At 38.2% G+C, this 13,318-nt stretch carries 16 protein-coding genes; all 16 read left to right on the forward strand.

The window, feature by feature from the left end; translation table 11 throughout:
* The first annotated feature begins 77 nt into the window (after positions 1–77).
* The gene (rpsP, locus tag MF646_RS04820; RefSeq protein WP_034629696.1) at positions 78–350 is read left to right on the forward strand and encodes a 30S ribosomal protein S16; all 273 of its coding nucleotides are present in this window, start codon (positions 78–80) and stop codon (positions 348–350) included.
* Between the two features lie 146 nt (positions 351–496).
* Positions 497–721 carry a KH domain-containing protein gene (locus tag MF646_RS04825; protein WP_250095365.1) on the forward strand — a complete coding sequence of 75 codons (225 nt, stop codon included), beginning with the start codon at positions 497–499 and terminating at the stop codon, positions 719–721.
* Positions 722–878: 157 nt separating this feature from the next.
* Positions 879–1,292, forward strand: coding sequence for a YlqD family protein (locus MF646_RS04830; RefSeq protein ID WP_250095366.1), 414 nt, complete (start codon positions 879–881; stop codon positions 1,290–1,292).
* On the forward strand, positions 1,285–1,803 hold the full coding sequence (gene rimM / locus MF646_RS04835; RefSeq protein WP_250095367.1) for a ribosome maturation factor RimM: 519 nt from the start codon (positions 1,285–1,287) through the stop codon (positions 1,801–1,803). The genes MF646_RS04830 and rimM overlap by 8 nt, the downstream gene beginning before the upstream one ends.
* The gene (gene trmD, locus MF646_RS04840) at positions 1,800–2,534 is read left to right on the forward strand and encodes a tRNA (guanosine(37)-N1)-methyltransferase TrmD (protein ID WP_250095368.1); all 735 of its coding nucleotides are present in this window, start codon (positions 1,800–1,802) and stop codon (positions 2,532–2,534) included. The genes rimM and trmD overlap by 4 nt, the downstream gene beginning before the upstream one ends.
* Before the next feature lie 123 nt (positions 2,535–2,657).
* The gene (gene rplS / locus MF646_RS04845) at positions 2,658–3,002 is read left to right on the forward strand and encodes a 50S ribosomal protein L19 (protein ID WP_034629686.1); all 345 of its coding nucleotides are present in this window, start codon (positions 2,658–2,660) and stop codon (positions 3,000–3,002) included.
* Positions 3,003–3,169: 167 nt separating this feature from the next.
* Entirely contained in the window at positions 3,170–3,703 is a 534-nt protein-coding gene (gene lepB / locus MF646_RS04850) for a signal peptidase I (protein WP_250095369.1), read from the forward strand.
* Positions 3,704–3,716: 13 nt separating this feature from the next.
* Positions 3,717–4,577 (forward strand): ribosome biogenesis GTPase YlqF, encoded by an 861-nt coding sequence (gene ylqF, locus MF646_RS04855; protein ID WP_250095370.1) that lies wholly within the window; start codon positions 3,717–3,719, stop codon positions 4,575–4,577.
* A gap of 126 nt (positions 4,578–4,703) precedes the next feature.
* Positions 4,704–5,468 (forward strand): ribonuclease HII, encoded by a 765-nt coding sequence (locus MF646_RS04860; RefSeq protein ID WP_250095371.1) that lies wholly within the window; start codon positions 4,704–4,706, stop codon positions 5,466–5,468.
* A gap of 20 nt (positions 5,469–5,488) precedes the next feature.
* Positions 5,489–7,171, forward strand: a complete 1,683-nt coding sequence (locus MF646_RS04865) for a hypothetical protein (RefSeq protein ID WP_250095372.1) — start codon at positions 5,489–5,491, stop codon at positions 7,169–7,171.
* Entirely contained in the window at positions 7,168–7,440 is a 273-nt protein-coding gene (locus tag MF646_RS04870; protein WP_250095373.1) for an EscU/YscU/HrcU family type III secretion system export apparatus switch protein, read from the forward strand. The genes MF646_RS04865 and MF646_RS04870 overlap by 4 nt, the downstream gene beginning before the upstream one ends.
* Before the next feature lie 84 nt (positions 7,441–7,524).
* Entirely contained in the window at positions 7,525–7,746 is a 222-nt protein-coding gene (locus MF646_RS04875; protein ID WP_250095374.1) for a hypothetical protein, read from the forward strand.
* Positions 7,747–7,953: 207 nt separating this feature from the next.
* Complete coding sequence (sucC, locus tag MF646_RS04880; protein ID WP_250095375.1) at positions 7,954–9,114, forward strand: ADP-forming succinate--CoA ligase subunit beta; 1,161 nt, start codon at positions 7,954–7,956, stop codon at positions 9,112–9,114.
* Positions 9,115–9,130: 16 nt separating this feature from the next.
* A complete protein-coding gene (gene sucD, locus MF646_RS04885; RefSeq protein WP_250095376.1) occupies positions 9,131–10,045 on the forward strand; it encodes a succinate--CoA ligase subunit alpha in 915 nt (304 codons plus the stop codon).
* Positions 10,046–10,113: 68 nt separating this feature from the next.
* A complete protein-coding gene (gene dprA / locus MF646_RS04890) occupies positions 10,114–10,986 on the forward strand; it encodes a DNA-processing protein DprA (protein ID WP_250095377.1) in 873 nt (290 codons plus the stop codon).
* A gap of 144 nt (positions 10,987–11,130) precedes the next feature.
* Entirely contained in the window at positions 11,131–13,206 is a 2,076-nt protein-coding gene (gene topA, locus MF646_RS04895) for a type I DNA topoisomerase (protein WP_250095378.1), read from the forward strand.
* Positions 13,207–13,318: the final 112 nt, after the last annotated feature.

The raw sequence follows: 13,318 nt of genomic DNA on the forward strand, positions 1-13,318 counted from the left end.
ATTTTTTTAGTTGAAAGCTAGAAAAATTGATGATATTATAAACTATTGTGTTGAATATTTTTGGAGGTGTCCCACGAATGGCAGTAAAAATTCGTTTAAAGCGTATGGGTTCTAAGAAGGCCCCATTTTATCGTGTAGTAGTAGCAGATTCTCGCGCACCGCGTGATGGTCGTTTCATCGAGGAGATTGGAACGTACAACCCATTAACTCAACCGGCTAAGGTTGACATTGCTGAAGAGAAAGCACTTGACTGGATGTTAAAAGGTGCAAAGCCTTCTGATACAGTTCGTAACCTTTTCTCTAAAGAAGGTTTAATGGAAAAGTTACACAACGCAAAGAACCAGAAGTAATAAAATAAGAACCCAAAAGTTTTTGCTTTTGGGTTCTTATTGTAAGCAATGAGGAAGCTGATGCAAAGTACTTCGTTTTGAATAAGCTTGCAGTTAGTAGAGCCATTGCCTCTCCCTTTTTGATGACGTATTAAAAGGAGAATCAGATGAAAGCGTTAGTTGAGCACATTGTAAAAGCACTTGTCGATCAGCCTAATTTTGTTCAAGTTGAAGAAGTAGAAGAGGGACAAACCCTTAACTTACGATTAACCGTTCATCCTGACGATATGGGGAAGGTCATAGGGAAGCAAGGTCGAACCGTCAAAGCGATTCGTTCGGTGTTATACGCCGCAGCACCATCGCAACGGGTACGATTAGACATCGTGGATTAGTAACGCAGTGAAAGGGTGAGGGATTAACCTCTCCCTTTTTCTATTATAAAAATATTGTAGTTAGTATTTTTTGTTGTCTAGAGTAGTTCTTGAAAAGAAGTCTTTCCAACATAGTAAGTCACCTGCAATATATCACACGTTATTTCAGGGGTGCAAGATGAAACTATTACGTAAAATTGTTATTAAACAAGTGTTAACAGAAACAAAAAAGGCAGTGATGGTTACTAAATTTGAAGAGGAATTAACGCAATGCAAACGTGAAGTCGAACAGATGAAATTTCTTTTACATAAAGCAATAAGAGAATCAACTAGTAAGAATGAACAACAAGAAATACGTGCACGATATATGAAAGAAATAGAGAAACGAGAAGAAACTGCTCGTAGTATTTCTTTTAAAATCGAGCAGTTGGATAAACTAGAAATTGGAACAGAAATTCCTGATCGAACAGCCGAAGGTATCATTGAAGTTAGAGAAGGAGACTCTTGGCCAAACTTAGAGCAAGCTCCTGAGATTATTGTAAAAGATGGTGTTGTTCAAGAAATTCGAGAAAGTAGGAATAATGATGACTGATTGGTTCAAAGTTGGGAAAATTGTCAATACGCACGGTGTAAGAGGAGAAGTTCGTGTCATTTCTTCAACGGACTTTGCCGAGGAGCGATATACGGCTGGAACGGAGTTAATGATTAAAGACGAAAATGGGAATCAGGAAGTGGTTGTTGTTCGTCATCATCGCCCTCATAAAAATTTTGATTTGCTTCAATTTGAAGGATTCCATTCCATTAATGATGTAGAACGTTTCAAGGGTTCCACACTATACGTTTCTGAAGAATATTTAGAGGAACTAGACGAAAACGAATTTTACTATCATGAAATTATTGGTTGTACCGTCATAACTGAATCAGAGGAAGAGCTTGGTAAGGTGAAAGAAATTTTTGCAACTGGTGCAAATGATGTTTGGGTAATACAACGCTTAGGTGGAGGAAAAGATATATTGCTCCCGTACATTGAAGACGTTGTAAAAGACATAGATGTAGATAAAAAAGTTATCCGTGTTCATGTGCTAGAAGGGTTACTAGAATGAGAATAGATGTTTTAACACTGTTTCCAGAAATGTTTACGGGTGTTTTTGGTTCCTCCATATTAAAGCATGCACAGGAGTCAGGTATTGTTCAATATCGGGCTGTCGATTTTAGGGCCTATGCTGATAACAAACACCGTAAAGTGGATGATTATCCGTATGGCGGCGGAGCGGGAATGGTCTTACGTGCGCAACCATTATTTGATGCTGTTGACGACTTAATCAAAGACGAGCAAAAGAGACCAAGGGTCGTTTTGCTCTGCCCGCAGGGGGAAAGATATTCTCAAAAGAAGGCCGAACAATTTAGTAAAGAGGATCATCTCATTCTTCTTTGTGGCCATTATGAAGGGTATGACGAGCGGGTGAGGGAGTATCTTGTTACTGATGAAGTATCTATTGGTGATTATGTATTAACCGGTGGCGAGCTTGGGGCAATGGTAATAGCAGATAGTGTTACAAGGTTATTACCAGGTGTGCTTGGAAATGCGGAATCAGCTATTACTGATTCATTTTCAACTGGTTTACTTGAGCATCCGCATTATACTAGACCGGCAGACTTTCGTGGAATGAAAGTTCCTGAGATCCTTTTGTCAGGGCATCATAAGAATATCGAGAATTGGCGTTCTCGTGAATCTCTTAAAAGAACTTGGGAAAGACGACCTGATCTACTAGAAGGAAAAGCTTTGAGTGAGAAGGAACAAAAGTGGTTAGATGAATTTACTAGAAAAGAGTAAATAAAACTTGTGAACAGTGATCAGATATGATAATATAGATCTTGTGGCTTAAGGCCTGTTATTACGATGTTCCGCTGTAGTATAAAGCTGACAAGAGCATCTGTATGGAAGGAGTGGAATTATATGAACAACATTATCCGTGAAATTACTAGTGAGCAACTACGTAGTGATCTTCCAGCGTTTCGCCCTGGTGACACTTTAGTTATCCACGTTAAAGTTGTTGAGGGAACTCGTGAGCGTATTCAGTTATTCGAAGGCGTTGTTATTAAGCGTCGCGGTACTGGAATCAGCGAAACTTTCACAGCGCGTAAGATTTCGTACGGTGTAGGAGTTGAGCGTACATTCCCATTACATTCACCAAAGATCGCTAAGATCGAAGTGAAGCGTCGCGGTAAAGTACGTCGTGCTAAACTTTACTACCTACGCAGTCTACGTGGTAAAAAAGCTCGTATTAAAGAAATTCGATAAAGAGCGAGGAAAAGAGCTTAGGAAACTAAGCTCTTTTTTAAATGAAACAAGCTTTTTCCAATTAGACACGTATTCACTCCGAATATGATAGATAAAAACGACATCTAAACGTAGATGTGGTAAACTAATGCTTATGATTGTGATTTGTTACATATGGGGGCGTTAGCATGAGTAAGGAGAAGAAAGAATCATGGGAGTGGCTGAAAGCGGTCGTTATAGCACTTGTCCTTGCATTTGTTATTCGCCATTTCTTATTTGCTCCAGTTATTGTTGATGGAGAATCCATGATGCCAACTCTTGAACATACTGATAGAATGATTGTTAATAAAATAAGTTACACTTTTGGTTCTCCGGAACGGTTTGATATTATTGTATTCCATGCACCCGCTGGAAAAGATTATATAAAACGCGTCATAGGCTTGCCTGGAGATGTAATTGAATATAGGAATGATACACTCTATGTAAATGGAGAAGCAATAGAGGAGCCTCATTTAGATGAATTAAAGCTAGCATCAGCTGGGGAACGAGTTACAAGAGATTTTCAAGCAATTACGGTTCCTGAAAATGAGCTATTTGTTCTTGGGGATAACCGTGGTCGAAGTAAAGATAGCCGCGATATTGGAACGATTCATATTGATGAAGTAATTGGGAAAGCTAATGTAGTATTCTGGCCTGTTTCTAATATTCGCATTGCCAAATAGGAAGGTGAAAGTTGTGACGATTCAATGGTTTCCTGGCCATATGGCCAAAGCAAGAAGAGAAGTCACCGAAAAGTTAAAATTTATTGATGTAGTAATTGAACTTCTTGATGCAAGAGTCCCATTAGCTTCACGTAATCCAATGATTGATGAGATTGTTTCACATAAGCCAAGGTTAATTTTACTTAACAAAGCGGACTTAGCGGACCAATCGGTGACGGAAAAGTGGAAAGTGTACTTTGAGGAAAAAGGTGCTATGGTTCTTGCTGTTAATGCGCAAACGGGGAAAGGAACGGAAAAAATACCTAATGCGTGTAAGCAGTTAGCAAAGCCAATCATTGATAAAATGATTTCAAAAGGAATGAAACCTAGAGCGGTTCGAGCAATGATTTTAGGGATCCCGAATGTTGGGAAATCGACACTTATTAATCGATTAGCTTCCAAACGAACCGCACAAGTCGGGGATCGTCCTGGTGTGACAAAGAAACAACAATGGATAAAAGTAGGGAAAGAATTAGAACTACTTGATACGCCAGGAATTTTGTGGCCTAAATTTGAAGATCAAATTATTGGCTATCGCTTAGCAGCAACTGGGGCGATTAAAGATGAATTATTAGATTTTCAGGATATTGCTTTATTTATATTAAATTATTTAAAGGATCATTATCCAACATCCGTTCAAGAACGTTATAAATTAGATCATGTACCAGATGATGGTTTGGCCCTTTTTGACGAAATTGGAAAGAAGCGAGGGTGCTTGTTAGGTGGCGGTTATGTAGATTATGATAAGGCTGCTGAAATCATATTAAGAGAGATGCGCTCCGGTACGTTAGGGAGAATCTCGTTAGAAAAACCAGAAATAATGGTGAGCCGATAATCGAGCCAATTGGGCTTTATGGTCGGCTTTTTTATTTGTCTATACGGATGAAAAAAGAAAAGAAAAAAATAATTATTTGTATAGGTTTTAGGAATTGAACCGATATAATTAATAGAGGTGAATGCAATGAACGTTTCCATAAAAGAATTAGAAGAGAAAATATTACATAGAAGAGAAATAGATGATGCAATGATTGAAATGTTAAAAAAGGATGAGCGTAAAGGAGTTCAAAGGCTGCTAAAACGCTATGAAACAATGAAACAGAAAGAATTAGCGTTAGAACAAATGCACCTACAAATGACCGAATATGAATCCAATTTACGAAAAGAAGGATTTGTACATATTGCAGGACTAGACGAGGTAGGTCGCGGTCCATTAGCTGGTCCAGTCGTAGCTGCTGCTGTGATTTTACCTTCTGACTTTAAATTACTTGGCTTAACTGACTCGAAGAAATTATCAAAGGAAAAGCGTGACATGTTCTTTGATGTAATCACAACTGAAGCAGTTGCTTACTCAATACAAATGGTACATGCAGCTGAAATAGACAAAATCAATATTTATGAATCTACTAAACTAGCCATGTCAAGGGCAGTTAAAGAAATGAATTGCCAACCGGATCATTTATTACTTGATGCGATGAAACTAGATCTTCCTATCGGGCAAACGTCGATCATTAAAGGTGATCAAAAAAGTTTGACAATTGCTGCTAGCTCTGTTTTGGCCAAAGTAACAAGAGATCGTTACATGGACGAAGTAGCTCGTGAATTTCCTGGTTATGGATTTAGTAATCATGTAGGATACGGGACCAAAGAGCACTTAGATGCCATATCTAAATTAGGGGTTACAAGGGAACACCGTAAATCTTTTAAGCCAATAGCAAAGGTCGTATAATTGCCAAAGGAGGGTTATTGATGTTTCAACCTTCAATTCAACATCAGCCATTAAGTAAAATGCAGCAGCAACCTAAAGTGTTAATTTTAAAAACAGGGCAACTGTTTCAAGGGAGAATTACAAAGGTCTTCCCGAATCATTTAGCTACCCTGACAATAGGGAAGATGCAATTAACGGCTCGTCTTGAAGCTCCATTAACTGTTGGACAACGTTATTGGTTTGAAGTGAAGGATGGAACAGGCCTTCCACAATTAAGGGTCCTTGCTGACACTCAGACAAGCTCTAATGATCAAGTGTTACAGCGACTTGGCTTGCCGCAAAAGAAAGAGATGGAGTCTCTGCTGCAGTACATGACAAAAAAACAAATACTATTCACCAGAGAGATGATTTCAGAAGGTGTGACTATACTTAGTCAAGTTAATCAGCTAAATAAGCAAGGTATAGAGACAATAACAACGATGCTAGAAAGAGGTATTCCGTTATCACGCGAGACATTCTTAGCAATAGATTCAAAAAAACAGCTTCAACCTCTTAGTGAATTAATCTTTCAACTATCTGGAAAATTAAAGGAAGTAGAAAACGAGACTGCAAGGAAGATAACAGAGCTTTGTACTAAACTGCTCCGCTCTAGCCCCATCCAAACGACAACGTCGCCAATTACTCAGCTTCTAACGATGTATGCAAAGGAAGATAATCCGCATATTGAAAATCTTTTAATTCGGCTTGGACTTATTAAAGAAGGTCTTTCTAGAGACGAAGTAATGAGAAAATTCCAACAAGCAGTTGTGAATCCAACCAATCAGCATGTCGTTGATAGTCTTTGGCCAAAAATGGATAGAAGTCAAAATACTAATATAGCTGAGAGGTTACTTTTCAATAGATATATAGGAAACCTAATCATACCTGCGGGGAAAGAAGGAATGCCTAAACTTAAACAATTATTGACTTTGTTACAAACACCTATTCAAGTACAAGATTTATATTTACGATGGAGTTTACTGCCGAATCAATCCCTATCTAAATCTGAAGAAAGAATTATCTCTACACTTATGGAGAACAGTGTCTCTATTTCCCAAAATCCAGGAGCGATTTTAAAGGCATTATTATCAATGATTGGATATGAATATGAACATGATGTCATGCGTTACTTTCAAGGTGAATCTACGAAGGAATATCTAAATACGTCAAGGTTAAAGGCATTGTTACTTCAGCTGCAAGAACAAACTATTCCCCAATCTATAAAAAATCAAGGAATGGAATTGTTAGCAAGGATAACATCAAATCAACTTTTTGCTCATGAACAAGCGGGTCCTCTTCATCAAATTTTGCTGTATATTCCTTTATCGTTAGGTGATCGTAAAACGGATCTGACTATAAAGTGGGAAGGGAAAAAGGTGGAAAATGGCCAATTAGATCCTTCGTTTTGTCGGGTTTTGTTTTACTTAACTCTTGAGAGACTGGAAGAAACGATGGTTGATGTACAGGTTCAAAATCGTATCGTGACTATTGCAATATATAACGAACAAGACAAACCCGTGTCATTATTAAAATTACTTGAACCGTCATTAAAGCGTCGACTTTCGGACCTCCATTATCAACTCTCCACAGTTGTTTGGAAAAAGATAGAAGATATTGATGTTGGACCTAGTAGTCCCACATACTCTCAAGTTCCTACGTACAAAGGAGTTGATGTACGAATATGAATGATAAACGAGTTTGGCCAAAGAAAGCTGCTGCTCTCCGCTATCAACCTGAAATGGACCTTTCACCAAAGGTAGTTGGCACAGGAAAAGGCTTAATTGCTGAAGAAATTATATTAAAAGCGAAGGAGCATAACATTCCTATACAAGAGGATACTTCATTAGTGGAATTGTTAGCTGAACTTGAAGTAAATCAATCAATCCCTATTGAACTATATGAAATAGTTGCAGAGATCTTTGCTTTTATATATAAAATTGATCGGAATAAATAATAAGCTAGCATTGGTAGTATGAATAATCTTGGACATACTACCAATGCTAGCTTTTTTACATTGCAATAAACAAGGAGGATGGCAATGAAGGATAAAAATATATCTACTGGAAAGTCAGAATCTTTATTGAAGCCAAAGGAAGAGTATGCACATGAATTCGGTATTCATCATTCTGTTCAAGAGTCAGATGCGATGAGTAATATGACAAAAAAACTTTTAAATCGAAAGAAAAACAAGAAACAAGAGAACACGGTAGAAAAAATAAAACGAACTAATTCTAAAGATCATTCCAATCCAAGTGATTAGAAGTATAATAATATAATTTGTTACTGCCTTTTTCTTAGCGAAAGTTTTCAAATGTCGCATTTTTTCAACTAATTTGAATTAGGGAGGGATTTACCCCTCCCCATTTTAAGAAAACAATGGTAGAATAAAGAAGGATTCAGCCATTCAACCTCGAAAGTATTAGAATGGCATGAAAATACATGCAATTGATAGGAGGATGGAGAGAGAATGAATATCCACGAGTATCAAGGAAAAGAGTTGCTTCGCCAGTACGGTGTTGCTGTTCCGAATGGCAAGGTAGCGTTCTCGGTTGAAGAAGCAGTAGAAGCAGCAAAGGAATTAGGTTCAAAGATTAATGTTGTTAAAGCACAAATCCATGCAGGTGGACGTGGGAAAGCCGGCGGAGTAAAAGTTGCTAAAGATTTAGATGAAGTTCGTACATATGCAGATGAGATTTTAGGTAAGACACTAGTAACTCATCAGACTGGACCAGAAGGCAAAGAAGTAAAGCGCTTACTTATTGAAGAAGGATGCGATATTCAAAAAGAATATTATATCGGTTTAGTATTAGATCGTGCCACTTCTAAAGTTGTTATGATGGCTTCTGAAGAAGGTGGAACAGAAATTGAAGAAGTAGCGGAAGCGACTCCTGAGAAAATTTTTAAGGAGATAATAGACCCAGCGGTCGGTTTGCAAGGATTCCAAGCTCGCCGTCTTGCTTTTAACATCAACATGCCTAAGGAATTAGTAGGGCAGGCAGTGAAATTCATGTTAGGTCTTTATAAAGTGTTTGTTGAAAAGGATTGTTCGATTGCTGAAATTAACCCGCTTGTTACAACGGGCGATGGGAAAGTTATGGCGTTGGATGCGAAGCTAAATTTTGATTCTAATGCTTTGTACCGTCAAAAAGATATTTTAGCATACCGTGACCTTGAAGAAGAAGATGCAAAAGAAATTGAAGCATCAAAATACGACCTAAGTTACATCTCTTTAGATGGGAATATTGGTTGTATGGTTAATGGTGCAGGTCTTGCTATGGCAACAATGGATATCATTAAACATTACAATGGTGACCCGGCTAACTTCCTTGATGTAGGTGGCGGTGCAACTGCAGAAAAGGTAACAGAAGCGTTCAAGATCATCCTTTCAGATGAAAGTGTTAAAGGGATTTTTGTCAACATCTTTGGTGGTATTATGAAGTGTGACATTATTGCTGAAGGGGTAGTTGAAGCTACGAAGCAAGTTGGACTTGAAATACCTCTAGTTGTTCGTTTAGAAGGTACGAACGTTGACCTAGGTAAGAAAATTCTTAAAGAATCAGGTTTAAATATTACAGCTGCAGATTCAATGGCTGATGGCGCACAAAAAATCGTTTCATTAGTGAAATAGAAAGGCGGGACGAAAGATGAGTATCCTTATTAACAAAGATACAAAAGTTATTGTACAAGGGATTACAGGTGCTACAGGGTTATTCCATACACAACAAGCTGTCGAGTACGGCACGAATATTGTTGGTGGTGTTACTCCTGGTAAAGGTGGAACAGAGGTAGAAGGTATTCCAGTATTTAATACAGTTAGTGAAGCAGTAAAAGCAACTGGTGCTAATGCATCTGTTATTTACGTACCACCTGCTTTTGCAGCTGATGCAATTATGGAAGCAACAGATGCTGAACTAGACTTAGCAATTTGTATTACCGAAGGAATTCCAGTAATGGATATGGTTAGTGTGAAGCGCTATATGGAAGGAAAGAAAACACGTCTAGTTGGACCAAACTGCCCAGGTGTGATTACACCGGAAGAATGTAAAATTGGTATTATGCCAGGATACATTCATAAAAAAGGTCATGTTGGCGTTGTCTCTCGCTCTGGTACTCTTACGTATGAGGCTGTACATCAATTATCTACAAATGGTATCGGCCAATCATCAGCTGTTGGGATCGGAGGAGATCCGGTTAATGGAACAGACTTCATCGATGTATTAAATTTATTCAATGAAGACCCAGATACGTATGCTGTCATTATGATTGGTGAAATTGGTGGAACGGCAGAAGAGGAAGCAGCTGAATGGGTAAAAGCAAATATGACAAAACCTGTTGTTGGCTTCATCGGTGGTCAAACAGCCCCTCCTGGAAAGCGTATGGGCCATGCTGGTGCGATCATCTCAGGCGGGAAAGGTACAGCTGCTGAGAAGATTAAAACGATGGAAAGCTGCGGTATTAAAGTAGCTGAGACCCCTTCTGTTATGGGAGAAACGTTAATCTCTGTTCTTAAGGAAAAGGGATTACTAGAAAAATGTACAACACATAAAGTAACGAACTAATTTAATAGAAGAAAGTCCTCTAACTTATGAGGGCTTTCTTCCTATTGAAAAAAGGAGCTGGTCTCTTAATGTCTGAGTTTCGAAAACGGCTCATTCATATTCACAGTTGTTCGAGTGTTTCTAGAAATATGATACGTGCTATCCTAAATATAGATCCTCAATTACTGAAAATCTATGATTCCTCCGTTGCCCTTTTGCAGACGCATTTCAGGCTATCTACCAAAAAGGCACAAACGATCCACACTTATTTAAAGGGTTCTTCTCCTGATCAATACTTAAATTACCTTCAAGCTAAGAATATATTTGTTTACACCATTTTAGACTCAGAATACCCGGCTATATTAAAACAGATTTATGATCCACCTCTTGTTTTGTATGGAATGGGGGCAAAAGACATTATTTTTTCAGAAAAGCGCCTCGCGGTCATTGGAACTAGAACCCCGACATCGATAGGTAGCAAAACCGTTTCCGCTATTATTCCCCCCCTTTCAGAACAAGGCTGGACCATTGTTAGTGGTTTTGCTAGAGGAATCGATTCTTTAGCTCATTGGCAAGCACTGCATTCAACAGGTAAAACGATCGCAGTTTTAGGTTCAGGACATTCATATATCTATCCAAAAGAAAATTTTCAATTATTTTCACAAATGTCGAAAAAACAATTAATTGTTTCTGAGTATCCTCCTAATACCCCACCACAAAAATGGCATTTCCCAGCTCGTAACCGAATAATCAGTGGCATATCAAAAGCTGTGCTAGTTATTGAAGCGAAAGAAAAAAGTGGCTCGTTAATTACGGCAGATCAAGCGTTAGAGCAAGGTCGAGATGTGTTTGCTATTCCCGGTTCCATTTTTTCGCCACAATCGCAAGGTACAAACTTTCTTATTCAACAAGGGGCAAAACTTGTTATGAATGCAAATGACATTTTACAGGAATTACAATGAAGAAACACGTCATTTCTACAAAAAATGACAAAAACCACCCTCAACTTGTTTCAATAATTTCCATCTCCTGTTTGACAAATAGCAAAAGTCTGTTTAATAATAGGGAAGATTTTAATTATATCTTCGAGAGAGGGAGTTACTTACATGGCCGATTATTTAGTAATCGTTGAATCTCCCGCCAAAGCAAAGACCATTGGAAAATATTTAGGGAAAAAATTTATTGTAAAAGCTTCAATGGGACATGTTAGAGACTTACCAAAAAGTCAAATGGGAGTAGATGTTGAAAAAAGTTATGAGCCCAAGTACATTACAATACGTGGAAAAGGTCCCGTTCTAAAAGAATTAAAAACAGCTGCTAAAAAAGTTAAACGAATCTATCTCGCGGCTGACCCCGATAGAGAAGGTGAAGCGATTGCTTGGCATCTTGCTCACAGTCTCGACATTGATGAGAATTCAGATTGTAGAGTCGTGTTTAATGAAATTACGAAACAAGCAATTAAGGACGCTTTCAAAACGCCACGTCCAATTAATATGGATTTGGTGGACGCTCAGCAAGCAAGAAGAATTCTCGATCGTTTAGTTGGTTATAACATTAGCCCATTATTATGGAAGAAAGTAAAAAAGGGGCTAAGTGCTGGTCGAGTACAATCAGTAGCAGTAAAGATGATTATTGAAAGAGAAAAAGAAATTCAGAGTTTTGTTCCAGAGGAATATTGGAGTATACCTGCACAGTTTTCACTAGAAGGTGAAACATTTGATGCAAAATTCTACGGGATTGAAGGAAAGAAACAAGAGTTAAAATCTGAAGAGGAAGTAAAAGCTGTTCTTTCAAAGCTTAGTAACAATCAATTCGATGTTACTTCTGTTAAAAAGAGAGAAAGAAAGCGAAATCCAGTTTCCCCTTTCACTACGTCATCATTGCAACAAGAAGCGGCACGAAAATTGAATTTCCGAGCTAAGAAGACAATGATGATTGCCCAACAGTTATATGAAGGGATTGAGCTTGATAAAAAAGAAGGTGCAGTTGGTTTAATTACTTATATGCGTACCGATTCTACTCGAATTTCGGAAACGGCTCAAGCCGAGGCGAAACAGTATATTGTAGAAAACTATGGAGAAGAGTTCACGCGGAAAGAACAACGTGCAGCTAAAAAAGATAAAAAAGCTCAAGATGCCCATGAAGCGATTCGGCCAACGTCTGTTTTCAAAGATCCAAAAACGGTGAAAAGTTATTTGTCTAGAGATCAATTAAGACTTTACAAATTAATTTGGGAACGAATGGTTGCTAGTGAAATGGCTCCTGCGGTTATGGATACGATGACGGTTGATATTGAGCAAAACGGCGTACAATTTAGAGCAACAGGATCAAAAGTCAAATTTGCAGGTTTTATGAAAGTGTATATCGAAGGTAACGATGATGGAAAAAAAGAAGAAGATCGTCTCCTGCCAAATTTAGAGGAAGGTCAAAAGGTAGAAAAGGTAGACATCGAACCCAATCAACATTTCACACAGCCTCCTCCGAGATATACAGAAGCTAGGCTCGTTAAGACAATGGAAGAGCTCGGGATAGGTCGCCCGTCAACATATGCACCAACTCTAGACACGATTCAAAGACGTGGGTATGTTGCCCTTGAGGACAAACGATTTGTTCCAACAGAATTAGGACAAATTGTATTAGAGCTTATTGTTGAATTCTTCCCAGAAATTCTTGATGTTGAATTTACAGCAAAAATGGAAAATGACCTTGATTCTATTGAAGATGGGCAGCAAGAATGGATTCGAATTATCGATGAATTTTATCATGGGTTTGAAAAGCGTTTAACAGTCGCTGAAGAAGAAATGAAAGAAGTCGAAATCAAAGATGAACCAGCTGGTGAAGACTGTGAAAAATGTGGTCACGAGATGGTGTATAAAATGGGCAGATACGGCAAGTTTATGGCGTGCTCAAACTTTCCAGATTGTCGTAATACAAAAGCAATTGTGAAAGACATAGGAGTAAAGTGTCCATCGTGTAAAGAAGGAAACATTGTTGAGAGAAAAAGTAAGAAACGTCGGATTTTCTACGGTTGTGATCGATATCCAGAATGTGAATTTCTTTCTTGGGATAAGCCGATTTCACGACCTTGTCCAAAGTGTGGAAAAATGTTGGTTGAGAAGAAAACGAAAAAAGGTGTAAATGTAGAATGCTCTGCATGTGATTACAAGGAAGATTCCAATTAACTCGTAGGAAAGTTGAAAATCTTGAAGTTGTTTCATGTATTATGATAATATAGTTTAATAATAAAGAGAGAGGGTGGCTCTGGTCAAACGTCTTACCTCTAGTACACAAATT

This window comes from Halalkalibacter alkaliphilus, from assembly GCF_023555415.1.
GTDB lineage: Bacteria > Bacillota > Bacilli > Bacillales > Bacillaceae_D > Halalkalibacter > Halalkalibacter alkaliphilus.